The organism is Ktedonobacter robiniae (assembly GCF_016587375.1).
GTDB classification, from domain to species: Bacteria; Chloroflexota; Ktedonobacteria; order Ktedonobacterales; family Ktedonobacteraceae; genus Ktedonobacter; species Ktedonobacter robiniae.
This window is the reverse complement of the sequence record NZ_BNJG01000003.1, coordinates 1,409,551-1,433,210: the sequence shown is the minus strand read 5'-3', so window position 1 is coordinate 1,433,210 and position 23,660 is coordinate 1,409,551. Positions and strand designations below refer to the sequence as shown.

Genomic DNA, 23,660 nt, shown 5'->3' with positions numbered 1-23,660 from the left:
TCAGCGTCGTGCTATGTTTTGTGTAACTTTGTGCGACTTCGGGGGTGAGTATCTATGGCCCGCATGACGGCGAGAGTTCAATGGGGGTTACTCAATACACATGATGATACACAGGCGATATCCGTTGGCTCGCCGGACTGGTTTGGCTGGCTTAAGGAGCACCGCGTTTTCAGATTCACATCGCCGAGTGGTAACTTTACCGCGCGTAAGGAACAGAGGGCTGCAGGTTGGTATTGGTATGTCTATCGTCGTCAGCATGGTTCGCTGCGAAATGCCTACCTGGGCAAAAGCGAGGAGCTAACCCTCTCACGTCTCACGGAAATCGCCAACACACTGAACACAGTACCAACGTTTTCCAGACAAAATGCGATTCCCCTCGCCCAGCAAATACTACTCACAACAAAAATAACTCCCCCTGCGCTCTCCCCCACAATTATCGCACGCCCACGGCTCACGGCGTTATTACGCGAGTATGCCTCCTGTAAACTGCTCCTAGTGACTGGACCCGCCGGCTCCGGCAAGACAACACTGCTTTCTTCATGGCTATACGAATCATCTTTTCCCGTAGCCTGGGTCTCGCTAGATGCGAGCGACAATGATCCAGGCCGTTTCTGGAGCTACTTACTCACTGCTCTACAAAAACATTTCCCTGGCTTTGCCAATCACCTGCTTACGCTTCTCCCCACATTACAGACTGATACTCTGGAGCCATTTCTGATCCTCCTGATAAACGCTCTGGCGACTTTACCCAACGAAATCGTGCTTGTCTTAGATGACTATCATCTACTGACCAGTCAGCCAATACATGAAAGTGTGGCCTTCCTATTAGAGCATATGCCTGAACAATTGCGCATGGTTGTGGCCAGTCGCTCTCTTCCACCTCTTCCTGTAGCTCGCCTGCGCGCACGTGGAGGGCTGGCTGAGTTCGACTTTGCTGATCTTCGTTTTACCACCCAGGAAACCAGGGAGTTACTGGAGGCGCTTATCGGCGATTTCCTGCCTGACGAAAATTTCTCCAGGCTGCTAGAGCGCATGGAGGGCTGGGCGACTGGCCTGACCCTGGCAGCCCAGGCCTTGCGCGCTGGACATAGGAGGACATATGCGCAGGCCCCTCCTCAGAGAGATTCTCAAGCAATCTTCGAATATCTTGCCAGTGAAGTCCTGTCTCATCAATCCGTGCAGATGTGTGATTTTCTTTTACATACCTCGATTCTGGAGCGCTTCCATGGAGAGCTGTGCGATGCTATAACCTTACAAAAACAGAGTCAGGATCTCCTGCGGCAACTGGAGCATGAAAATCTCTTTCTCTCTCCTCTCGACAAGCATCATCTCTGGTATCGCTATCACCAGCTTTTCAAGGACTTCCTGCGTAATCGCCTGGAACAGACCTATCCAGCGCAAATTCCAATGCTTTATGGTCGGGCAGCTCAATGGTATGCGCAAAATGATATGCAAGCCGAAGCCATCACATATGCCTTACAAGGCCAGGATTTTGCCCTTGCGGCACAACTCATAGAGAAACAGGGGCAGGATGTGCTCATGAGACACGAGGTCATTATGCTAGGAACGTGGCTGCGCGCCCTGCCGGAAGAGGTCATTTATGATCGCCCACATCTCTGCGTCTTTGCGGCCTGGACGCTCCTGCATACCTCGCATACTGGTTCCATAGAGCGTTATCTACATGCTGCTGAACATGGCCCTGGTAATACTTGCCTGGAGGAAGACGAGCGTCGCTTACTCTGGGGAGAGATTGCCGCTATTCGAGCACGCGTAGCCATCTATCAGAATCGCGTAGAAGACGGTGTTACTCTCGCCCGCCAGGCCCTGGGCTGGCTCTCGCAGGACGACCATTCAGCGCGCGGCGAAGCTGTCCTGAGCCTGGGCACTGCGAGTGAAGTGCTGGGTGAGACGCAGGTAGCCGAAAATGCTTATCGTGAAGCGATTGAACATAGCAAGCAATGTGGCAATCTACGCGCAACCATGTTGGCGTTCCGCTCCCTGGCGATGCTTTACAGGGACCAAGGCAGGCTGCACCTGGCTCGCAAGCTCTATGAGGATGGTCTTGAATATGCACTCCAGACACACCAGGAACATCTGCTACCCGTAGGTTTCCTCCATGTTGGCCTGGGAGAACTGTTCTATGAATGGAATGATCTTGAAGCTGCCGAACATTATTTGCGCGAGGGGATTACATTAGGCCAGCGCGGAGGTGATGTAAAGATCTGGTTGCTGGGTTATGTTGGACTGATCTATACGACGCTAGCATGTGGCAAACATGAGCAAGTCTGGTCGCTCTTTACTGAAGCCGAACACCTGGCTCGCCAGACGAACTTCACGCGTGGCATCGCCTGGCTAAAGCTGATCCGCCCACGCTTGAGTGCCCTTCAGGGTGATACTGTACCCCTCCTGGATTGGGCGCAGGAATGCGAATTGGACCTTGATTCGGAGCTAGATGGTTTCTACGAGTATGACTATCACCAGCTAGCCCAGGCTTTTATTGAACTCCATAAGCCGGATCTCGCACTACGCCTCTTGCACCGTCTACAAGCTAGAGCAGAGCAAACCAGGCGGCCTGGCCTCAAACTATCCCTTCTCCTGAGCATGGCTCGCGCCTATGTGCAACAAGAAAGACCTGATCGGGCATTAGCATCCCTGGAAGAGGCACTCAGTCTTGCGGAACCGCAGAGATATATGCGAACTTTCATTGATGAAGGGCCACAGATAGCATCCCTTCTTAAACGATTGCGTCAGTCCTACCAACAAAGCACCTCGGCAGCACAGTCTTGCTCCCTTGGCTATCTCAATCGCCTGCTCTCAGCTTTCCATAGCACTTATTCTCCTCAACCTGGTCAGGTAAGCGCTACCTTCCTTGCTGAGCAATTAAGCCAGCGCGAGCAGGAGGTTCTGCGCCTCCTCGCTAGCGGGCACTCGAATGCAGAGATCGCTGAAACGCTCATTATTGGCCTCAATACAGTCAAGACTCACTTGAAAAACATCTATGGCAAGCTAGGAACACATAATCGCACGCAGGCCATCGCTCAAGCTCGTACTCTGCATCTGCTCTGATGCAATCCTCCACGCTCAATCCTCCTTTCAGGTGATGTACTTCAGCTCTTCAGGCACTATCCTATGGAAGTAGATCGAACACAAATATGAGAAATGAGGTTCCTATATGTCACTATCTACAGAAGCTATCTCCGAGCGCTACGCTACCTCCCTACAAGCAACGAGCGAGATTGCCAATGCATATTCCTTCCAGGGCCGCCTTGATGAGGCCTTGCGGCTTTTCCAGGCTGGAGAGCAATGGCTATCGCTCCAAGAAGTATCTCCAGAGCATAAACTAAGCTTCCTGTTAAAATACGGGCAATTCGTGATACATTACTACTTCCTGACTAATAGCGAGGAAGAACGCATGCATTCGCTAGCACAGCAGGCATGGCAGCTAGCAGAGGCCAAGCAAGATGCGTCTGGGATCGCCACCGCGCTTTATCTCATTGGTCAAACACTGTATTACCATAACCTGCAAACTGGCGAGAGCGACTACCTCGAAGCGCGTAGCTACTTTGAACAATCATCAACCCTCTATGAGAGACTAAATGATTCTTATAATTTGGCCGAGTCCCTCTTCTATACTGGCCTGACCTATGAGCGGCAGCACCAAGATGCACAGGCTCAAGAATATTATCAGCGCGCACTACAGCTTGCAGAAAGCTCTAGCAATGCCTGGGGAGCCTCTGAGGCCACGCGTCACCTGGCAGGCCTGTACATGTCGATAGATCTGGACCAGAGCTTGAATTACGCATTGAAGTCCCTCGCTCTACGCGAGGAGATAGGGTTCAAAAGAGGCTTGCCCTCGGCTCAATTATTAGTAAGCGATGTCTATGTCGAGCGGGGCAACCTGGAGCAAGCATTAGAGTATTGTCAGCAAGCCAAGCAGCTTGCCAGAGAGATGAAGCTCCAGAACTATCTAGTATATGCACAAGTCACACACGGAGACATCGCCTACAAGCAGGGAAAACGCGACGAAGCACGCACGCATTTTGAGAAAGCGGCCAGCCTTGCGCACCAACTCAACATTGCTTTCGCCATCGCAACGGTCAATGAGAAACTAGAGATGCTTGAGAGAGCATGATATATAGGTGTAGGTGCTGAGCGTTCGCTCAGCACCTACACCTATATATCATGCTCTCTCAAGCACTGTAGGCGCGATTACAAACCGCATGAGAAGAAGCTTTTATCAGAAAGGGAAATATGGTAATATGCCGAGATAATACATGACCGTCTATACAGTCGCGCGGAATATAGCGTAGAAGGACTTCCCATGGATTACGAGAAGAGCCTGCTTCGTAAGCGTATTCGGATGTATCTGGGCCTGGCATTGTTCGGCGCAATGATCGCCGCCGATATTTTATTTGTCATAGGTTTTAGCAACAATGCCGTCACCCCCTGGATCACGATTTCTATCTTCGCCTTCGGCTTTACTGGTCTCCTTACCCTCCTGGAATATTTATTCGCGCGCGGTCTGCGCGCGGTTGGCAACGCCCCCTTTAGCTCCTGGTTTTCCCGCCCCGCCATGCTGGCCTTTCTCCTGGCGGCCTGCGCCTATCTGCTGCTACTGGGCGGCTATGTGCTTGGCGTCCTCTCTCAGTTTAGCCATCCCTTTGTCACACCCATTCTAAGCCTGGCCTTTATCCTCATGGCCTGCGTGGCGTCTTACCTTGTCCTCAGCTTCTGCCGCCACCTCTACATACAGCTAGCTTCCAGGTAAAATACCTTCTCGCTACATGTTGTGGCCCCCAGGTGTGCCAGTTTGCAAACTGGCACACCTGGGGGCCACAACATGTTATAATACTTTTCGGCATTTATCAGTGAGTGGTTGGTTGGGTTGAGGGTGTTGTATCAGGGGATGCTGATCTTTGCATACAGGCAGGTATAGGGGAAGCGGTGCGTGGTCAGAAGCCTTTCTACATCATGGCGTTCTCACGTTCATAGACTTCGTGCTTTTCTTGGACGTCCGCCCCAAAAGCACATGCAGCCGCTGAAAAATTAGCTTGCAGTGTGGCCTGTCGTCACGGAAAAAAGACCTTTATGGACCAGCTTTCCATGGTATCTTTTGTGAGGGATAGCGAACAGGGTCCTCCAGGCTCTGCCAGTGATACCTACAGCGTAGAGGGTTTTGAGTTTCCACCTCTTATATGTAACGTCACGGTCGTCACAGAGCCCACAGATTACTCTGGCGTTCTGTAGGTATCCCCTTCCTTATTTAGACTTTACGGTTTGGCGCATTAGGCAAGTAGGAATAAGAGAGATTAGCATATAAAGGAGATAAGACAAGATGGAGAATGAACAGCAGCGCGTCCCTGGACGCTATGGCTTCGATGAGATCAAATCGAACCACCTGGAGCCATGGCCTAATGCCTATCCAGAGAGCAAGTATGTAGTGCATTTTGAGATTCCCGAGTTTACCTGCCTCTGTCCACGCTCTGGCTTCCCAGACTTCGCGACGATCATTATTGACTATGTTCCCGGCCCCTCGGTCGTGGAGTTGAAGAGCCTCAAGCTATATATCAATAGCTATCGCGAGCGCCAGATCAGCCATGAGGCGTCCGCTAATGAGATTCTCAATGACCTGGTGACGCTGCTCTCACCCCGCTGGATGCGCGTGGTTGGCGATTTTACCGTTCGCGGCAACATCAAAACTATCATCTTTGCCGAGCACGAGGAGTCGGGTTATAATGGTCCCCGGCCCGAGTATCGCCGTTATCAACAGTATGTCTAAGTGAGGAGCATTTCTATGACCACTAAGAGACGCGGAGAGCGCGCAGTTTTGATCGTAAGCGGCGGCATGGATAGCTGCGTGCTGTCTCATTATTATGCCGCGGCAGGTTTCGACCTGCACCTTCTCTCCTTTAATTATGGCCAGAAGCATGTCAAAGAGCTAACCTATGCCGAACGCTATATCAGCGCGCTGCGCGAGCGCTATAGTAACCTGGAGATCCAGCACCAGGTCGTGGCGCTGCCCATCGCACATCTCTCACCCAATTCTGGCTCGGCCCTACTCAACCCCGACCAGAGCATGCCACATGGACACTATACCGATGACAGCATGAAGGCGACGGTCGTCCCCTACCGCAATCCGAATATGCTCTTACAGGCGGCCACCGTGGCCTGGAACGAGAACGCGCGCGTCGTGGCCTTCGCCGCGCACTATGGCGACTACGCTCAGTATCCCGATTGCCGCCAGGAATTCGTCGACGCCTTTAATACCATGCTCAATCGCGCCATGGACTCGGACCAGGTCACGGTCGAGGTTCCCTTTATGCGCTTCTCTAAGGCCCAGATTGCCCGCTTCGGCGCCAGCCTGGATGTCCCCTTTGAGCTGACCTGGAGTTGCTACGAGGGTGGTAGCGAGGGCTTTGGCGATAAACACTGCGGCCACTGCGGCACCTGCGTCGAGCGCTATGAGGCCTTTAAGCATGCAGGCGTGGAGGACCCAACGCAGTACGCCAATGATCCCGAGTTGTTCCTGAATATCCCTGGCCAGCGCGCTTAATCTCGCAGACACGCACAGTATTGGGGCACTCAGACAGCCAGGGAGGTGCACCCACGCTGCACCCAGTGTTTCCCGTAAGGAGGGACCTATGCCAAAATACGCTATCGTGACACGCGAGTTCAATTTTGAAGCCTCGCATCACCTGCCCAATCACCGGGGGAAGTGCCGACGTCCACATGGGCATTCCTATCGCCTGGAGGTCTCTCTGCGCGGACCCATCATCGAAGCATCTGGCGAGTCGAGCGATGGCATGGTGATGGATTTCGAGGATCTGAAAGAGATCGTCAACCACTGCATTATCGAGAGTCTATCTGACTCTGTGCCACGCGGACCCGAAGCCACACCAGTTGAGAAGGGCGGCATGGATCACAACGACCTCAACGCGCTCACGGGTATCCGCACTACCGCCGAGAACCTGGTCCACTGGATCTGGGACGCTCTGGTGAGCGGCGGCGTGCGCGAGGAGCTGCTCTACCGTGTGCGCCTGTGGGAGACCGCCAAGGGCTATGCCGAAATTACACGCGCTGAGCGCGGCCTGGAGTAGATTTTTATGAGCAATACCGTCAGTGAGAGCCTCGCGTCCACGCAAATTGAGCCTGACTTGCAGCCCTCCAAGCAGAAGAAGCTGTCCATCTCTGAAACGTTTGGACCTACTATCCAGGGTGAGGGGGCGTTGATTGGCAAACCGACTGTCTTCGTGCGTACAGGCGGCTGCGATTACCGCTGCCAGCGCTGCGATACCCTCTATGCCGTCCTGCCGGAACATCGCTCCGAGTGGCAACAGATGACGACACAGGAGGTCTTCGCCCAGGTACGCGAGCTCGCCCACAACAGGCCCATCCTGGTGACGCTCTCCGGCGGGAATCCCGCCATGCAGCCCCTGGAGGAACTGATTGACCTGGGGCATGCCGAGGGTTATACCTTCGCCATCGAGACCCAGGGCAGCATCGCCCAACCCTGGTTCGCCAAGCTGGACTACCTGACCCTCTCGCCCAAGGCTCCTGGGATGCAGAATCCCCAACCCACCAACTGGGAGCGCCTGGACCGCTGTATCGCCTATGCGCGCCAGGGTCACGAAGGCAAGCAGCCTGGTATCTGCCTCAAGATCGTTATCTTCGACGAAGAGGACTACCAGTATGCCAAACACGTGGCCGAGCGCTACCCCAATATTCCGCTCTACCTGCAAGCGGGCAATCATACACCGCCGCACCTGGCGAATGAGATCGACATCAACGGTATTCTCAGCCGCATGGACTGGCTGATCCAGCGCGTCGTCGAGGACCAATGGTACGAGGTCACGATCCTGCCGCAGTTGCACACCCTCCTCTGGGGCAACAAGCGCGGCGTGTAGGTATTATCAGTAGCCGCGTATGTAAGTAGCGGGCGCCCGCTACTTACATACGCGGCTACTGAGGGACAAGGTGTGTTTCGTTTAAAGTGAGGGATGCAAGAATGACAACACATATAAATAAAGAGCAGATGAATGGCCATGCCGCTCTCCATTCGCTACTTTCCAATGAACAGAAGAGGGTCGATTATCCCAGGCTGCTTGAGCTGGGGCGCGAGCTGCTGATCGCGATTGGAGAGGACCCGGACCGTGAGGGATTGCTGGACACACCAAGACGCTGGGCCGACTCCTGGCGCGAGTTTGTTGAGTATGACCCAGGTTCGACCGAGACCTGCTTCTCGTCCGCCTCGACCGATCAAATGGTCTGTGTCTCGGGCATGCGCGTCTTCTCGATGTGTGAGCACCACCTGATGCCCTTCTGGTGCGATGTTGCCATTGGCTATATCGCGTGTGACAAGGTGCTGGGACTCTCCAAATTCGCGCGCATCGCGCACCAGTTCGCCCACAAGCTCCAGCTGCAAGAGCGCATCGGTCATGAGATCGCCGACGAGATTACGCGCATCACAGGTTCGCCAGATGTGGCAGTGGTGCTGAAAGGCGAGCATATGTGTATGACAGCGCGTGGCATCCGCACACCTGGCGTGATGACCTCCTCGGTCATGCGCGGCGTCTTCCGCAGCGAGAGCGAGGCCCGCCTCGAATTCTTACGCCTGATTGAGTAAAATCTGAGAAGTTTCCCCAGACCCCAGCAGGCACGACGCTACTAAAGTACGCGTCTACATATACGCGTAATATATAGACGCGTACTTTAGTAGCGTCGTGCCCCTCTATACAAACAACCCGGTCCTATACCATGAAGTTTCAGCATAAATCAGCTATACTAGATGCTATCGATACATGTGTTTAAAAATGCTGAAGGAGGCTTGATTGTGAAGGGCAGCAAGGGCCTGCGCACACCACTCCCCATATTTATGGATGTGCCTCCGGGGCGGCGCTATGTACGCTCGTTTATCTTCTCACGGCGCGTCAATGCCCCATTCGCTCGCTTCCACCTGCTGGTACGCTTCCTGCTCGTGATCTGTATCTCGATTGTCCAGTTACGGGCGATTGATGTGGCCAGACCTGATCCGCTGGCTGCGGCGCTGTTGAGCCTGCTCTCGCTGGCGATGTTCCTGGGCAGTGGCATGCATAGCCGTGTGGCGCGCATCTATGTCCTGCTGACTATTCCCACGCTGATCAGCCTCTTCTCCACCTGGATCGTCTTTAACCCGGTTCCGGGACGTGTTACGCTGTTAGAGGCACCAGTGTATAGCGGGCATCTCGACCTGGGCATCTCGACCTGGTTCCTGCTCTGGTTGGGACTGACGCTGGGCTATTTTCTCTGGACACGCAAGGTCATATTAGGTCTGGTGCTGGCGGCCCTCTTCACCTTTATTGGCTCACACTTCCTGGCGCTACCCACCTGGACCTTCGCGCAGGTCCCTTTCTTCCATCCCCTGACGCTCCTGGTCAGCGATCACGGTCTGCTAATCGCGCTGACGAAGGTCCTCGGCTACTCAGGGCTGATCTTCTCAACCATCGCCCTCGTGGTCTCCAGCCGCGACGCGGAGCTGATTGGCGCCCTTCGCCAGTTGCGCGTCCCACAGCCCGTGATCTTCTTTATCAGTACCGTCTTTCGTGCGCTCGACCTGGCCCTGGTCGACTACCAGACTATCCACCAGGCACAACTAGCCCGCGCCATCAACGCACGCCCGCGCAGCTTCCTGCGCCAGCTCAGCGACCTGGCCAGCATCTCCGTCCCCCTGATCGCGGTCATGATCCGCCGCTCGGGTGAGATCGGTGATGCCCTCATGGCGCGCGGCTACCGCATCAACCAGGTCACCAACGATTTCTATGAGACCCAGCCCTGGAGTGTGATGGATTGGAGCGCCATCGTTCTCTGCCTGCTCCTGTTCTACCTCTCCTTCGGCACCCATTTCAACCTGACGGCCCTGCTCTGGCCAGCGATATTAGTGTGACACGATAATTTCTTGGTAGGGACCAGCTTTAGCGCGTCCAAAGGCCATTCATGGCAGTGCGGCGCAAGCCATTTTTTACAGGCGTCACACAACAACACCATCTGGAACGTTTTGGGGCCGCGCCTACAGGCGATGAATCGCCTTTGGACGCGGTAAACCGGGTCCCTACCATAGGGGAAACACTCCACTCGGCAAGAAGGGCGAGAAATGCTTGATTATGTCAATGGAAAGAGAGAAAGACACATGACGAGCGCGGTCTCCGTATCTGGCCTGTGGTGGCGCTATCCAGACTATGGTGAGGGCAAGCCCGGCGAGAAGGCGCTCCCCTGGACGTTGCGCGATATCGCGCTCCAGATTGAGCCGGGAGAGTGCTTCGGCATTACGGGACCCAGCGGCGCGGGGAAGACCACGTTCTGCCGTATGCTGATGGGCATCCTCCCCTATAGCGCGCGCCTGAGCGTTGAGCAGCTACGCTCACATTTTCGCGGTAGCCTTGAGCTACTCGGCGAGCCTATTACCTCGAAGACCGCCACCAGCCACAAGGTGGGCATGATCATGCAAGACCCCGAGAACCAGTTCCTGCGCATGAGCCTGCTGCATGAGCTGGGCATCGGCCTGCAACTGCAAGACATACCCAGGGAAGAGATACTCCAGCGCGCACATGAGGCCCTGGCATGGGTTGGCCTGGAGCGGCTCTGGCACGGCGCGTTTTATACCCATCCCGCCGACCTCTCGGGCGGGCAGAAACAGCGCGTAGCCATCGCCGCCTTCCTCGCCATGCGCCCCCAGATCTTGATCCTCGATGAGCCAACCAGCGACCTCGATCCCGTGGGCAAACGCGAGGTCATCGAAACCATCGCTCGTTTACGCCAAGACTATAAGATAACTGTAATCCTGGTAGAGCAGGACCCCGAGATTTTGAGCACCTTCTGCGACCGCATCGCTCTGCTCCATGGTGGGCGCATAGAGCTGGTCGCCCCACCGGGAGAGTTTTACGCGCGCCGGGATGTTCTGGAGTGTTACGGGGCCTCAGTTGGTGAGCTGACACGCATCTCCTGGGAGAGCAGTTGTACCTTCCAGGGTCGTCCCCCGCTCACGCTTGATGAGGCGGAAGAGGCCTTCGTCCCCCTCTTGACGCCCGGCGATGCCCATAGCTCTGCGCCTGGCGTGGTTGAGGAGGAGCCAGGAGAGCCAGTTGTCTGCGCTGAGCAAGTGGGGTATAGCTACGAGGATGGTACCATCGCGCTCAAAGGCATCGATCTGAGCTTGCGACGCGGCGAGATGCTGGCCCTGCTGGGTCCCAATGGGAGCGGAAAGACGACCTTCGCCAAGATCCTAGCGGGCATCTACCGCTCCAGTTCGGGGCGCGTGCAGGTCCTTGGGCAAGACCTGGCGAATAAACGTATGCGTAAACGTCTACCCTCCTATGTCGGCTATGTCTTCCAGAATCCTGATCACCAGCTCTTCTGTCGCAAAGTGAGCGATGAGATCGAATATGGCCTGAAGAACCTGGGACTCTCGGCTGAGGAGCGTAAGGCCAAAGTGCGCGAGACGTTAGAGGCCGTAGATCTCGTCGATTACGCTGACGAGGACCCACTCTTCCTGAGCAAGGGGCAGCGCCAGCGCCTGGCCGTCGCCGCCGTGCTCGCCATGGGGCCTGAGATCCTTATTGTCGACGAGCCAACCACGGGCCAGGATTACCACTCGATCAACAGCATCATGCAACTACTGCGCGCCCTCCAGCAGCAAGGAAAGACTATCCTGATCATCACGCACGATATGACACTAGTGGCGGAGCATTGCCAGCGCTTGGTCTCCTTCCGTGATGGGCAGGTCGTCTTTAGTGGCACCCCGCTCCAGCTTTTCAGCGAAGAGGAGGCCCTGCAAGTCACAGGTTTGCGCGCGCCAATCTCGGCCATGCTCTCCACCCGCCTGCAACAGCATGACCCACGCCTGCCCCACTTTATCACCGTCGAGCAAGCGGTCGCACTCTTGTCTACCCTAAAGGACACAGGGTATGCACCTACTTATGGCATGGATGGGTAAGTCCGCCCTGGCGTATCCACTCTTGCTCGCCATACGTGTTGAAGGTGGACAATCACGGCATTGAACATCTTTTACAGCAGAATATACTCGCGAGAAAGGATACAGAAGAGCATGGGATTACTGGAGCGAAAGGTCGCGCTTGTCACGGGCGCCGATAGCGGCATTGGGAGGGCCATCGCGCTCTTATTCGCCCGGGAGGGCGCCTCCGTCGTAGTTAACTATGCGCACAATGAGCAGAAGGCTAATGAAGTCAGGAGCATGATTGAGCAGCAGGGCGGAACCTGCTTTGTGCAACAGGCGGATATCTCACAGTACCAGCAGGCCCAGGGGCTGGCACAACGGGCCGTCGAGCAGTTTGGGCGCCTGGATATCCTGGTCAATAACGCAGGCATGGAAATTCACAGCCCCTTCCTGGACGTCACCGAAGAGCAATTTGACCGCGTCGTCGATACCAACCTCAAGGGAGCCTTCTTCTGCGCCCAGGCGGCGGCGCGCGAGATGGTCAAACAGAATATACGGGGCCAGATCATTAACATCTCATCAGTGCACGAGGATTTGCCCATGCCCGAGAACGTTCCCTACTGCTGCGCCAAGGGCGGGATGCGCATGATGATGCGCACCATCTGCTTGGAGCTAGCCAAGCACAACATTACTGTTAACAACATAGCACCAGGCGCCATAGATACCCCCATCGACGCCGACGTAAAGTCTGATCCCAACAAATACAAGGCCCTGATCGACGAGATTCCCCTGCATCGCATGGGCCAGCCCGAGGAGGTCGCACATCTCGCGCTCTACCTGGCCTCCGGCGCCGCCGAATATGTCACCGGCTCCACCTTCGTCATCGACGGCGGCCTCATGCGCAACACCGGCGCGCTGTAGCTAGATGTAGTGCAGTAGCCCGCTACTGGCGTACGCGGCTACTGCACTACGCCCATCTGCTTGAAATAATTTGCACGTGGAGTTATATAGGTTGTAGTGGGGGCTGGTGGCCTCATAATCAAATCATGCCGATTGTTGACGGCGTAACGCCACCAATCGTGGAGAAAGTCGTTAAGGTATAACCAGGGATCATCGCCCTGCTCAACATGCGCCACTACACCTTGCAAAACCAATTCAAAAGACGAGATGCGCTTGTTCTGCCCTCGCCACACACTATTTGACACTTCAACAAGTCAGGTGATCTAGTACCCGGAATTATTCGAAATCTGCCACCACGTCCAGCAGTATTATTTTTAGGTGGGAGACCTGGGTCGCTTTAGAAGCGAGTCCAGGTCTTTTGTTAAGGAGACAACATCCGCATGACTTTCCATTTTGAGCACAAGTTTGCGACAGAAGGATTCACATTTGACGATGTGCTAATTATCCCAGCGGCCTCGTCGGTAATGCCACGCGAAGCTTCGACAGTAACACGGCTAACCAGAAGCATTTCCATCAATATCCCCATTCTCAGTGCGGCTATGGACACTGTGACGGAGGCCTGTCTGGCCATCGCTCTGGCGCGTGAGGGGGGTATTGGTATTATTCATCGCAATCTCTCCATCGAGGATCAGGCCCAGGAAGTGGATAAGGTCAAACGCTCGGAGTCGGGTATGATTACCGACCCGATCACACTGGAGCCGCACCAACCTTTGAGTGAGGCTCAGGCGGTGATGAAACGTTTTCATATCTCTGGTATTCCGCTCACCGAGCACGGCAGACTGGTCGGCATCCTGACCAATCGCGATATGCGTTTCGAGGCTGATACGACCCGCCCCATCTCCGAATTGATGACCAGCGAGCGGCTGATTACAGTGCCAGTGGGAACGACTCTGGAGGCAGCGCGGGACAGCTTGCATCGCTATAAGATCGAGAAGCTGCCCGTTGTTGATGAACATGGCATGCTCAAGGGTTTGATCACTATGAAAGATATCCAGAAGAAGATCCTCTATCCCAACGCCTCCAAGGACGAACTAGGTCGCCTGCGGGTGGGTGCGGCCGTGGACACCGACGAGCGATGCGCTGCCCTGATTGAGAAGGGCGTGGATCTACTGGTTGTGGACACTTCGCATGGGCATTCGCAGATGGTCATAGAAACTGTCGCACACGTGAAGGACCGTTTTGGCAAACAGGTGCAGCTAATGGCTGGCAACGTCGTCACCGCCGAGGCCACCGAAGCCTTGATTCAGGCGGGAGTGGACGCGGTCAAGGTAGGGGTTGGTCCAGCTTCAATTTGTACCACTCGCGTGATTGTGGGCGTGGGCGTACCGCAGATCACCGCTATCTTCGAGTGCGCAAGCGTTGCACGTCAGTACGATATACCAGTCGTCAGCGACGGTGGTATCCAGTACTCTGGTGACATCGCCAAGGCTATCGCGGCGGGCGCGGATACAGTCATGTTAGGCAGTCTGCTGGCCGGGGTGGACGAGAGTCCTGGAGAGCTGATCATTTCTCAGGGCGAGCGTTTCAAGGATTATCGTGGTATGGGTTCAGTTGGGGCCATGAAGCAGTGTAGTTTCAGCAAGGACCGCTACTTCCAGGGCGATATCATCAATGAAGCGCGCCTGATCGCTGAAGGCATCGAAGGCCGCGTAGCTTATAAAGGCATGCTCGCTCCCCTGGTCTATCAGCTGGTTGGCGGTCTGCGCCAGGCGATGGGCTACGCGGGGTGCGCGACGATTCCTGAGATGCAGGAGAAAACGTGCTTTGTGCACATCACTAGCGCAGGCTTGCGCGAATCGCATCCACACGATGTACACATCGTAAAAGAGGCTCCTAACTATTCCGGTGTGAAAGGTTACTAACCGAACGTTTTGGAAATAGGGAGAAGCTGCCCACGAGGCAACTTCTCCCTACTGGTAATCCAGCACAGCCCAGATTGCCTCCTCACAGTGAGCGCGAATACGCGCCAGCAGGTCGGAATATTGAGTGTGATTCCTTTCATTACCGCTGGGCATATTTACCCCCGCCTGGCCAATGACATTGCGCGTTCGCGTAGCTGGCTGGCGCGTTTTTGGGCGGGCAGGCACAAATCATATAAGGGCAGGCCCGTCTTTGCCACGATAAGCGAGGGAAGAATCTCGGTCTGTCTATCCCTCTCCGAAGGAGCCATGCTAGAGCGAAGCCAGCTAATACCTTCAACGAGCCAGTTATTGTTTACCCAGCTATTACCACCATACGGGATGGCACCAATCCAGCAAATGATATTCTCGCCATCACAGACTTCGTAAGCCTCACGTTTAAAAAGGCTAGTCGTTCTGAGTTCCCTCCCCAACGCTGTACTACTAGTGAGCGCGAAGTAGCGTATATCCTGCCAATGCATTGTGATGGCCTTGCGATCATAATGTGCAGTGATGCCATCATCATCAATAGAGAGTGAGGGATACAAATAATATCTAGACAGCCGCTGTTTGATCCTACCAGCAAAATTCAAAGACAAGAGCGGTAAGAATACCCCAAAAGCAAATGTTGCCATGAGCAAATAGAAGGGCAAGGTCCAGAAGCCATAGATAATGGGAATATAACAGATAATCAAAGCAAAAACAGTGAGTAGGCTACCTATGATCAGCCTTGCAAGAGAGAAGAAATCCTCTGTTCGCTCAAGCCGGAGTGGGAGTGAAAATGTAGGCATTACGGAAGGCTGGTATAAAGCCAGCAAAGCAAGGTCTTTATTCAGTGCCGCCCGCCTTAAGCCATCTCTCTTTCGCTTCTCTTGTCTGTAACTGATAACAAAGAAAAGCGGTGGAGCTACCGTAAATACCATATACAACAAGATTAATCCAACGAAAGGCATCAAACTGAAAAACATCAGATTGTTGTATATTGGAGATAATGCAATGCTGAACAGCATTACCTCTACCCCAAACAGATAAGCAACCAGGCTCCACTGATATATTTCTTTCAGAGGATCATAACCACGCAGCATATGCTTTTACCTTTATAGGTCTAAAAACCACACATAAAAAGGTTCGACTTCGGCTATCCAGGTCAATTGCAGCGAACTCTATATGCCATCCCAACTCTCTTGGGTATAAGATACGCCAATCACAATGATGGCCTTACCATCTGACGACCAACCAAGCGCATCAGGAACAGGAGCGGTTCCGCGATTATACGAGCGCACAATTTGCCGCTGAAATGGATTCCAGATCTCGAAACTACTGCCAAAGGAAGTCCAAATATCCCCAAAATTTTCGGTACCAATTACAGCTAAGTACTTACTGTCTGGAGACCAGGCTATTCTCCCCAAATTACGCTCTGTCAGTAGATAGCTGGAAATAGTATTCCTGACTTGCATGATCTGCAATTGTCCACGACACAGAGCCGCGATATATGCGCCGTCAGGTGAATAGGCCAGGCAAGTGCCATAGGTCTCTGGCCGTCCTTGAAAGGTTATCTCCTGGCTCATTCGGAGTGACTGACGATCCCAGATCTGTACGCTCCAGCCACTTTGCTCAGGGGTGCCAAGCATGAAGGCAATTCTCTGGCTATCAGGAGACCAGGTCAATGCCTCTAGCGAAGAAGGCACATTTAGAACAAACAAGGGCTCTAATGGCTGAACAGTCATAAACAGGAGCTTATTTTCATCTTTGTAGTAGAGGGCTATCTGGGAGCCATCAGGCGACCAGCACACCATGTCAGTCACGCCATACTTTCCATTTGCATAGTTTGATATCTTCTGTTGGGCCTGGACATCCCATAGATCCAATGAAATGCGATTATCGGCCCGTTTTGCTTGATACAATAAATATTTGCTGTTGGGTGACCAGGCTGAAACGCCAACACGAACACCGGCAGGCAATGAGATCATACGCTGCTGTTGATAATTCCAGATATAGCCTCCGATATCCGGATCACTATACTTTTCACCAACCTTTTCCATAGCCATAAGATTCAGGTCGGACGAGAGACTATCATGGACAAAATGAGAGAGCGGGGGAGCGCCTTTCGCGCTAAAAGTGATCCATAAGTTCCGGGCTAAATACATTAGCGCCGGGCTGCCCAGGCCCAGGATGACGCCGCTACCCAAAATAGCTGTGAGGAATTTGCGCCGGGTCGATAGGCGCACGATTTTTACGTGTGGTTCGTCTGCCTCTGTGTGTAACTCTTCCATAAGAGGGGGATCTCCTTGCCTTGCGCGCTGGCCTTATAGGCTCTGGCGCTTGCTTTCTAGCAATTATAGACGCAAGGATGAGTCTATTGTCAAATATGAGGGGACAGCGCGTACGGCCCGTACGCGCCGGATCATGAATTTAGCCTTCTTGTGTGGCGACGATGCGTTCGATGACGTTGCTGGTGCTGGCGCTGCCAACGAGGGGGAGGATGACGAGGTGGCAGCCTGCTTCCTGGATGGCCGCTGCTTCTGGAATGGCCTCATCACTGTAGTCGCCGCCCTTGACGTAGATATCGGGGCGCAGCGCGCTAATAATCGAGCTGGAGGTGTCTTCGTCGAAGAGCAGGGTGTAGTTGACGGGGTCGAGCGCCGCGACGAGGGCCAGGCGATCCTGCTCGCTGTGGATGGGCCGGCCTGGACCCTTCAGGCTGCGTGTGCTGCGATCACTGTTGATGGCCACGACCAGGACATCGCCCAGTTGCCGCGCCTGGCGCAGGAAATGAATGTGTCCTGCGTGCAAGATGTCGAAGACGCCATTGGTGAAGACGATGGTTTTTCCACGCAGGCGTTCGATCTCCAGCGTGGCGCGAAGCCTCTCAAGCTCGTCTTCCTGGGTTTGCAGGACCGCCGTGAAGGTGCGTAAGCTCGCCCGTTGCAGCAGTTCCTGTTGTGAGACAAAGGCCGTTCTGGGTTTGGTAACAGCGATGCCCGCATTATCAAGTCCGATCTGGGCAGACTCTTCGATGCTTCCCCCAGCAGCCAGGGCTAGTGAGAAGGCGGCAGCAAAGGAATCTCCGGCGCCGACATCCTGGGCATTTTCGACCGGGCGGGTCGGCACATGCAGGCCAGAGGCGGCGGCGCGCTGGCGCAGGTAGACGCCATGTTCCGCCAGGGTGATGGCGACATAGTCAACATGCAGGACCTTATGAAGCTGCTGCGCTAGCTCCTCCCAATCCTCGGCGGGTGTCTCTCCACCTAGTTCGACGAGGCGCTGCGCTTCGGCATGATTGGGGGTAACAACCGTAGCTGGGAGATGCTGGAAACGCTGCAAGGCCTGGGAGTCGATCAAGATGGGCTTGGGATTACGATTGGCAAGGGCTGTGAGTTGTTCGATGACCGGCTGCGATACAATGCCATAATGGTAATCTGAGATCACGACCACGTCAGAGTTAGCGTAGAGTTCTTCAATATGTTGGTGCAAACGGGTGCGCAGAGCCTCATTCGTGGGACGAACGGTCACGCCCTGGCGCGCGCCATCATCGAGGCGAATGACATACTGACCTTCGGCAAGGATACGCATTTTATGGGGAGTCAATGGCGTGTCGTCTTCCAGCAACCATTGCGTGTCGATGCCCATATCCTCCAGTTCGCCACGCAAGAGAGACCCGGCGTAATCGTTACCGATCACACTGAGAAAGGAGACGTGGGCATTCAAGGCCTTGAGGTTGGCGGCGACATTGGCGGCGCCGCCGGGGGCATGCTGTTCTCTCGTCTTCCACAGGAGCGGAACTGGTCCCTCGCGACAGAGCCGCGAGGCCTCTCCCTCCAGATAGGTATCCAGGAGCGCATCGCCTATAAGAAAGACGCGCTTCTGCGGAAACTGCCGCACAAGGTCTATTGCTCTCTGACTCATACTGGTCCTTTATTCTAAAGATGGTTTATCTTTTTATTGATACTCTTATAGACTACTTATATCGTACGGCCTATCTCATCGTCAAAAATATGGCTGCGAGATACGCAAAAGTCACACCTGCCTGATCCCTTCGCGCCTACGGCGCTCTTAGAGTAAGATAATGGGCGATGGTTTTCTTGCGCGTTGCGCAAGAAAACCATCGCCCATTATCTTACTCTGTTTTGAGAGGTACGCTCTCAGTAGCCGTGAAGCCAGTAGCAAGCCTCAGCGCGCGAAAACCATCGCCCATTACCTTACCCTGTTTTGGGCTGAGGCTTCTTTTCTGCGTAGGGAGCGGGCAAAGATGGCGCGGACCTTGGGAGGGAAATGCTCAAGTTCGGCGGCGCGGCGCAGGGCCACGAGGTCGCTCTTATCGCCGATGACCGCGGCGACTTCGGCGATGGTCATGCTGGTCTCGTCGCGCTTGAGCAGTTCGACGGGATCGCCCGCTGCGACGTCGCCCTCTTCAAGCACAGCCAGGTAGAAGCCAACGAGGCCGCTATCTTGAAAGGGCTTGATAAAGCGCTTCTGCTGGAGGCGCGCCTCCAGCTTATAGCAGGGTGTGCGCGGCTGTGTGACCTGGAAGCTTGCATTGCCTATACGAAATATATCGCCGATGCGTACCTCGCGCTCGTTGAGGCCTGTGAGAGTCAGATTCTCGCCAAAAGAACCCCAGGGCAGTTCATCACGGTTCAGTTCTCGCTGCCAGTAGGGATAGTTGTCGGCGGAATAAGCGTAGACGGCTTTATCAAACCCGCCGTGGTTCTTCAGGTCAGTCTGGCGGTCACCGTCAAGGTTCTCCTTGCGCACACGTACACGCCCTTCTACCGGCTGCTTATAGATGGCGGTCTGGAATTCTTTGCCTTCCCAGTTGACCGTTCGCGGCAACCCCACATTGACCGAAATAACCCGCATAGTTGGCATATGTGTATTTCCCTCTTCCTAATTTTCGCGGCATTCTCTATTGTTGCTAATAATATATCTTATACTATTCATGATATACTCTTCAATTTCTAGGCAAAGTAAACGTTCCTTCTGTTCTTGGCTTCTACTGAATTGGAGCAACTCCATATTTAGGTTCTTGGGGGACTAGACAAGCACCTGTGATTCGGAAAGTCGCACAGCCAGGAAGGGGATCACAAGATCAGGCCAAGTTCGCGTGCTCGGGCTACGGCCTGAAGACGATTGTTGACTCCTAGCTTTATAAAGATATTGCTCACATGTCGTTTTGCTGTATTCGTCGCGATAACCAGATCCTTGGCAATCTCTTGATTTGATTTTCCCTTCACCATCAATTGAAGCACCTCTATTTCACGCATACTTAACGTTTCAGTCAATGGTTGCATGATTTTGTGCTCTGCATACTGACCTGAAGAAATTCCAATAACTGATACTGTACCTGGTTCCTGACTTCCAGTGGAAAGCGTCTCTTTTCCTCTTTTGAAAGCTACAAGGACCGTGTCTAAGTAATGAGGAGGCCTCTGCTCGATATCCTTGAGTCTGCTGAGCAAGAGTTGCATTGGTGCTCCCTCATCGACAAAGATGCGAATATAGCCTTCAGGCTCAGCGATACGTACAGCTTGTGCGAGTATAGAGAGCGCTTGGATCTCTTCTTGTTGCATGTGATAGGCTAGCGCTTGCAGAATCAGCATCTCGAGGACATTTCCCCAACGCTCCATCTCTTGAGCATGTGGTAACAGGAAACTAAGGACCCCGAGGGCTTCAGAGGGTTGATGTTGTGCCAGCAGAACACGTGCTTGAGCAACGCCCTCTCGTTCACAGGCAAAAAGCGAGCGTGGCCTCTCGCGCCACTCTAATTCTTGTACCCAATGGCTAGCGCGTTCTAATTCTCCATGCGCGATCCAGAGCCGAACTTGTTCAACCGCGAGTATCCAGGCAAGTTGATTAGTACTATCGGCCTGTAAAGGACTTTTCCTCCTTTGCTGAAAGACATTGTCAGCCGCATCTAATTCGTTACGTGACAGATACAAGCGTACCAACTGTAGGTAGCCCGTACTCAATAGAATCAGTAATTCAATCTGTTCTTCTGAAGGCATGCCCTCAGGCGTCAACGCAAGGGCTTCATCAAGCCGATTCCACTCTCTCAATATCTCAGCATGGCACATATTTGCCCAGGCTACAGCTGAGCAGGAGAAATTACCAGGCGCACTCCCAAGTTGATATGTCTGTTGTAAGAGGTTGTGTGCCTCTTGAAGCCGACCACGCAAGAGAAGATAGTAAGCCGCGATGCTCAGATGACAGATCGCCCCTGGAATGTCACCTACTTCTTGAGCAAAACTGGAGGCCTTGAGCGCACAGCAGGTTGCATCCACTGCTCGGCCTTGCGCAAAATAAGCCAGGGATTGAGCCAGGAAGATGGTCGCACGAGCATTATTATCCTCTTCAGGAAGATAGGTCAATGCCTGAGAACAGAGATCTAACGTTACCGTATCCGCACCTCGATAACTGGTAATGATTGCTTCAAGAGCGGTAACTTCTCCACGCAATTTCTCGTGTGACGCATTTTGAGAGAGAACATCGCCACTCACATCCTTATATGCTGGAGAGTGGACGGCTATAGCCTCTTGAGTTGCCTGGAGCCAGGGGATAGCTTCTTCGGGCGAGGTTGTAAGGAAGAGGATCATCGCATAAGCCAAGCCCAGATACGGGTGTATGCGTATAACCTCCTGTGGGAGTTGCTGAAGCCATTGCCACAGAATTGGGAGTTCGCAGCGCTTCCAGAGAAGCCTCTGGATAATAGGTTCGAGCAAAGCAGCAGTTTCATACCATGCATGTGCTTTCAATGCATGGTTTATCGCCTCATTGATTGCCCCTTCTCTGGCATACCAGCGGCTTGCTTTCAGATGCAGGGCGTGAATTTGTGCTACATCACTCTGTTCGAGTCGATAACGTAAGGTTTTCGCAAAGAGCGATTGATAGCGATACCAGCATCTGTTTTCATCCAAAGCCACAATAAACAGGTTATTTCGCTCCAGAAACTCAAGCATCTCTTGACTATTGGACGACTCGGTAACGGCATCACACAAGGGGGCACTAAGGCGCTCAAGAAGAGAGGTTTGTAGCAGAAAGGCCTGCACCTCTTCAGACTGCTGGCTCAACACTTCCTCCATCAGGTAGTCAAAGACATAGCGGTGACTCCCATGAAGAGTCTTGAGTGCCTCATGGGGATAAGGTTGTTTTTTGAGCCAGAGGCCCATCAATTGCAAGCCAACAAGCCAACCTTCTGTGGAGGCCACGCTTTGGACATCCAGGTCTTGAGGGGGAGAGAGATCCATGACTTCGTTGAGAAAACGCGTCATCTCTTCGGGTGTACAGCGTAGTTGTTCGGTGCGTAGTTCTAAGAGTTGACCTCCAGCACGCAGACGAGCAAGAGGAAGTGGTGGATCAACACGTGTAGCCAGAAGAATATGCAGGTGTGCTGGCAGATGTTCTAGAAGAAATGTCAACGAGTCGTGGATTTCTGGATCTGTAATTGCCTGATAATTATCCAGAAACAACACCCAGGTCGCGTTACTTGTTGCAAGGACATTAATGAAGGTCGTAAGCACATACTCAATACGCGGCTTCTGTGGCGCCATGACCGCATCTAATGCCTCTGTAGCGATACCTTCCTGACATTTATTGAAAGCGGCAAGGACATATCGCCAAAAGGAGAGGAGATAATTGTCACCTTTATCAAGCGTTACCCAGGCCGTAAACACCGACTTCTGCGAAAGTGCTTTCTGCCATTGTGCAAGTAGCGTTGTTTTGCCGAAACCAGCTGGCGCTGAGACAAGAAGTAGTTGCCGCTGCAATCCTTGATTGAGCAGAGTGGTCAGCCGAGGGCGAGTCATCAAGGCATGTGGTGAAATGGGAATGGCAAACTTGGTCTCCAACAACGGATCGTGTATAAACATATACGCCCTCCAACATCTACAACTACTTCCTTTCGTTTCTTCTTTATGCTGCCCAGTAAACACAAAGTATGACTATCACGAATATATGGTAGCATAGTTTCTTGCTTTTTGATGCAAAGGGTGTCTCAACTATTGACAAGAAAAATTCCCAGAAAAATGGTACCAATTCCCAGCCATTGCCGCCAGAAGAGTTGTTCATGCAAGACAAACCAGGCCAGCAGGACTGTGACAGCGCTAAAGAGGGAGCCAAGCACGCTCACCAGGGAAACTTGAGCCAGCGTAAACCCGAGCGCATTAGCGACAAAGGCACCCGTGTCAAGAAGACCTATACCAATGAGATATTTCCAGACAGGGCGGGGCGGCAGCTCAAGAGATTGCTCAAGCGGACGTGCTCCCAACATGAGCAGGACTGGTGCCACCAAGCGGAGCAGCCAGATTGGCGTGATCCCACCCAGCGTTGATGTAATATGAAAACCTAAGATCCAGAAGGTGAGGCCCAGACCGATGGCTGCACCTATGGCCCAGCCAATGCCGCGTGCTCGCGTCTTAGACTTCTCTGTTCCTAAAGCTTGCGGAATGACTGCGAGTAGTACTCCCACAAGAGCAAGACTTATACCCAATACATGAAGCCAGGAAAGTTGCTCACCACTCACAAACGCGAGCAGCGTCGTAAGAGCTGCGTAACTGGCTGCGATAGGAGAAACCAGGGCAAGCTTGCCAATTTCAAAGGCTCGGTAAAGCGCCAGTGTGCTTCCAGTATAAAGGAAGGCCGCCAAGCCCATCCAGATCCAGACGTCACCCGTCAAGCGAGAGAGAGATTGTAGAGACCCGGTTGCAACCATGACGACACTCAAACCAGCCAGGCCAATGAACTGAATGAAAAAGAGCGTGCGATAACTCCCAATAGAACGCGTAGCATACCGTGCAAGAAAATCGGCGCTTCCCCAACCAATCGCGGCAAGTAATCCTAAAATGCCTCCCATAGATGCTTGTTTGCTCCTTACAGCCAGTCTG

The 23,660-nt window shown here is 53.6% G+C and carries 19 protein-coding genes; 12 read left to right on the top strand and 7 right to left on the bottom strand.

Features of this window, described 5'->3' with window-relative positions; all coding sequences use genetic code 11:
* Positions 1–54 precede the first annotated feature (54 nt).
* The 11 genes from JMJ04_RS38790 to JMJ04_RS38740 all read left to right on the top strand — a co-directional run bounded on the left by JMJ04_RS38790 (position 55) and on the right by JMJ04_RS38740 (position 12,847).
* Positions 55–3,066: a winged helix-turn-helix domain-containing protein gene (locus tag JMJ04_RS38790; protein ID WP_201375712.1), complete on the top strand. Its 3,012-nt coding sequence runs from the start codon at positions 55–57 to the stop codon at positions 3,064–3,066.
* Between the two features lie 106 nt (positions 3,067–3,172).
* Positions 3,173–4,132 (top strand): tetratricopeptide repeat protein, encoded by a 960-nt coding sequence (locus JMJ04_RS38785; RefSeq protein ID WP_201375711.1) that lies wholly within the window; start codon positions 3,173–3,175, stop codon positions 4,130–4,132.
* A gap of 189 nt (positions 4,133–4,321) precedes the next feature.
* Positions 4,322–4,768, top strand: a complete 447-nt coding sequence (locus JMJ04_RS38780) for a hypothetical protein (protein WP_201375710.1) — start codon at positions 4,322–4,324, stop codon at positions 4,766–4,768.
* Between the two features lie 567 nt (positions 4,769–5,335).
* Positions 5,336–5,779 (top strand): preQ(1) synthase, encoded by a 444-nt coding sequence (queF, locus tag JMJ04_RS38775; protein WP_201375709.1) that lies wholly within the window; start codon positions 5,336–5,338, stop codon positions 5,777–5,779.
* Between the two features lie 15 nt (positions 5,780–5,794).
* Positions 5,795–6,553, top strand: a complete 759-nt coding sequence (queC, locus tag JMJ04_RS38770; protein WP_201375708.1) for a 7-cyano-7-deazaguanine synthase QueC — start codon at positions 5,795–5,797, stop codon at positions 6,551–6,553.
* Positions 6,554–6,641: 88 nt separating this feature from the next.
* Entirely contained in the window at positions 6,642–7,097 is a 456-nt protein-coding gene (locus JMJ04_RS38765) for a 6-pyruvoyl trahydropterin synthase family protein (protein ID WP_201375707.1), read from the top strand.
* Positions 7,098–7,103: 6 nt separating this feature from the next.
* Positions 7,104–7,904, top strand: a complete 801-nt coding sequence (queE, locus tag JMJ04_RS38760; RefSeq protein ID WP_236038885.1) for a 7-carboxy-7-deazaguanine synthase QueE — start codon at positions 7,104–7,106, stop codon at positions 7,902–7,904.
* A gap of 101 nt (positions 7,905–8,005) precedes the next feature.
* Positions 8,006–8,623 (top strand): GTP cyclohydrolase I, encoded by a 618-nt coding sequence (gene folE, locus JMJ04_RS38755; protein ID WP_201375706.1) that lies wholly within the window; start codon positions 8,006–8,008, stop codon positions 8,621–8,623.
* 207 nt (positions 8,624–8,830) lie between these two features.
* On the top strand, positions 8,831–9,919 hold the full coding sequence (locus tag JMJ04_RS38750; protein ID WP_201375705.1) for an energy-coupling factor transporter transmembrane component T: 1,089 nt from the start codon (positions 8,831–8,833) through the stop codon (positions 9,917–9,919).
* A gap of 243 nt (positions 9,920–10,162) precedes the next feature.
* Positions 10,163–11,965: an ABC transporter ATP-binding protein gene (locus tag JMJ04_RS38745; RefSeq protein ID WP_201375704.1), complete on the top strand. Its 1,803-nt coding sequence runs from the start codon at positions 10,163–10,165 to the stop codon at positions 11,963–11,965.
* A gap of 111 nt (positions 11,966–12,076) precedes the next feature.
* Positions 12,077–12,847, top strand: a complete 771-nt coding sequence (locus JMJ04_RS38740; protein WP_201375703.1) for an SDR family oxidoreductase — start codon at positions 12,077–12,079, stop codon at positions 12,845–12,847.
* Positions 12,848–12,885: 38 nt separating this feature from the next.
* Here JMJ04_RS38740 and JMJ04_RS38735 read toward each other — a convergent pair whose 3' ends face one another.
* Positions 12,886–13,062, bottom strand: a complete 177-nt coding sequence (locus JMJ04_RS38735; RefSeq protein ID WP_236038883.1) for a hypothetical protein — start codon at positions 13,060–13,062, stop codon at positions 12,886–12,888.
* 204 nt (positions 13,063–13,266) lie between these two features.
* Here JMJ04_RS38735 and guaB point away from each other — a divergent pair, with 204 nt between their 5' ends.
* Complete coding sequence (gene guaB, locus JMJ04_RS38730; protein ID WP_201375701.1) at positions 13,267–14,748, top strand: IMP dehydrogenase; 1,482 nt, start codon at positions 13,267–13,269, stop codon at positions 14,746–14,748.
* Between the two features lie 155 nt (positions 14,749–14,903).
* Here the strand turns inward: guaB and JMJ04_RS38725 are convergent, their stop codons facing one another.
* The 6 genes from JMJ04_RS38725 to JMJ04_RS38700 form a co-directional block, all read right to left on the bottom strand.
* Positions 14,904–15,869 (bottom strand): hypothetical protein, encoded by a 966-nt coding sequence (locus JMJ04_RS38725; RefSeq protein WP_201375700.1) that lies wholly within the window; start codon positions 15,867–15,869, stop codon positions 14,904–14,906.
* Positions 15,870–15,947: 78 nt separating this feature from the next.
* On the bottom strand, positions 15,948–17,057 hold the full coding sequence (locus JMJ04_RS38720) for a WD40 repeat domain-containing protein (protein ID WP_201375699.1): 1,110 nt from the start codon (positions 17,055–17,057) through the stop codon (positions 15,948–15,950).
* Positions 17,058–17,196: 139 nt separating this feature from the next.
* Positions 17,197–18,690 (bottom strand): PfkB family carbohydrate kinase, encoded by a 1,494-nt coding sequence (locus JMJ04_RS38715; RefSeq protein ID WP_201375698.1) that lies wholly within the window; start codon positions 18,688–18,690, stop codon positions 17,197–17,199.
* Between the two features lie 288 nt (positions 18,691–18,978).
* Entirely contained in the window at positions 18,979–19,653 is a 675-nt protein-coding gene (locus JMJ04_RS38710) for an MOSC domain-containing protein (RefSeq protein WP_201375697.1), read from the bottom strand.
* 212 nt (positions 19,654–19,865) lie between these two features.
* Positions 19,866–22,646, bottom strand: coding sequence for a winged helix-turn-helix domain-containing protein (locus tag JMJ04_RS38705; RefSeq protein WP_201375696.1), 2,781 nt, complete (start codon positions 22,644–22,646; stop codon positions 19,866–19,868).
* A gap of 125 nt (positions 22,647–22,771) precedes the next feature.
* Entirely contained in the window at positions 22,772–23,629 is an 858-nt protein-coding gene (locus JMJ04_RS38700) for a DMT family transporter (RefSeq protein WP_201375695.1), read from the bottom strand.
* Positions 23,630–23,660 lie beyond the last annotated feature (31 nt).

Excerpts from the sequence above, each read along its gene's own strand:
- JMJ04_RS38725 (WP_201375700.1), bottom strand. The coding sequence starts at position 15,869 with ATGCTGCGTGGTTATGATCCTCTGAAAGAAATATATCAGTGGAGCCTG.
- JMJ04_RS38705 (WP_201375696.1), bottom strand. The coding sequence starts at position 22,646 with ATGTTTATACACGATCCGTTGTTGGAGACCAAGTTTGCCATTCCCATT.
- queE (WP_236038885.1), top strand. The coding sequence starts at position 7,104 with ATGAGCAATACCGTCAGTGAGAGCCTCGCGTCCACGCAAATTGAGCCT.
- JMJ04_RS38715 (WP_201375698.1), bottom strand. The coding sequence starts at position 18,690 with ATGAGTCAGAGAGCAATAGACCTTGTGCGGCAGTTTCCGCAGAAGCGC.
- JMJ04_RS38765 (WP_201375707.1), top strand. The coding sequence starts at position 6,642 with ATGCCAAAATACGCTATCGTGACACGCGAGTTCAATTTTGAAGCCTCG.
- JMJ04_RS38710 (WP_201375697.1), bottom strand. The coding sequence starts at position 19,653 with ATGCCAACTATGCGGGTTATTTCGGTCAATGTGGGGTTGCCGCGAACG.
- JMJ04_RS38700 (WP_201375695.1), bottom strand. The coding sequence starts at position 23,629 with ATGGGAGGCATTTTAGGATTACTTGCCGCGATTGGTTGGGGAAGCGCC.
- folE (WP_201375706.1), top strand. The coding sequence starts at position 8,006 with ATGACAACACATATAAATAAAGAGCAGATGAATGGCCATGCCGCTCTC.
- JMJ04_RS38790 (WP_201375712.1), top strand. The coding sequence starts at position 55 with ATGGCCCGCATGACGGCGAGAGTTCAATGGGGGTTACTCAATACACAT.
- guaB (WP_201375701.1), top strand. The coding sequence starts at position 13,267 with ATGACTTTCCATTTTGAGCACAAGTTTGCGACAGAAGGATTCACATTT.
- queF (WP_201375709.1), top strand. The coding sequence starts at position 5,336 with ATGGAGAATGAACAGCAGCGCGTCCCTGGACGCTATGGCTTCGATGAG.
- JMJ04_RS38740 (WP_201375703.1), top strand. The coding sequence starts at position 12,077 with ATGGGATTACTGGAGCGAAAGGTCGCGCTTGTCACGGGCGCCGATAGC.
- JMJ04_RS38745 (WP_201375704.1), top strand. The coding sequence starts at position 10,163 with ATGACGAGCGCGGTCTCCGTATCTGGCCTGTGGTGGCGCTATCCAGAC.
- JMJ04_RS38780 (WP_201375710.1), top strand. The coding sequence starts at position 4,322 with ATGGATTACGAGAAGAGCCTGCTTCGTAAGCGTATTCGGATGTATCTG.
- JMJ04_RS38785 (WP_201375711.1), top strand. The coding sequence starts at position 3,173 with ATGTCACTATCTACAGAAGCTATCTCCGAGCGCTACGCTACCTCCCTA.
- JMJ04_RS38720 (WP_201375699.1), bottom strand. The coding sequence starts at position 17,057 with ATGGAAGAGTTACACACAGAGGCAGACGAACCACACGTAAAAATCGTG.
- queC (WP_201375708.1), top strand. The coding sequence starts at position 5,795 with ATGACCACTAAGAGACGCGGAGAGCGCGCAGTTTTGATCGTAAGCGGC.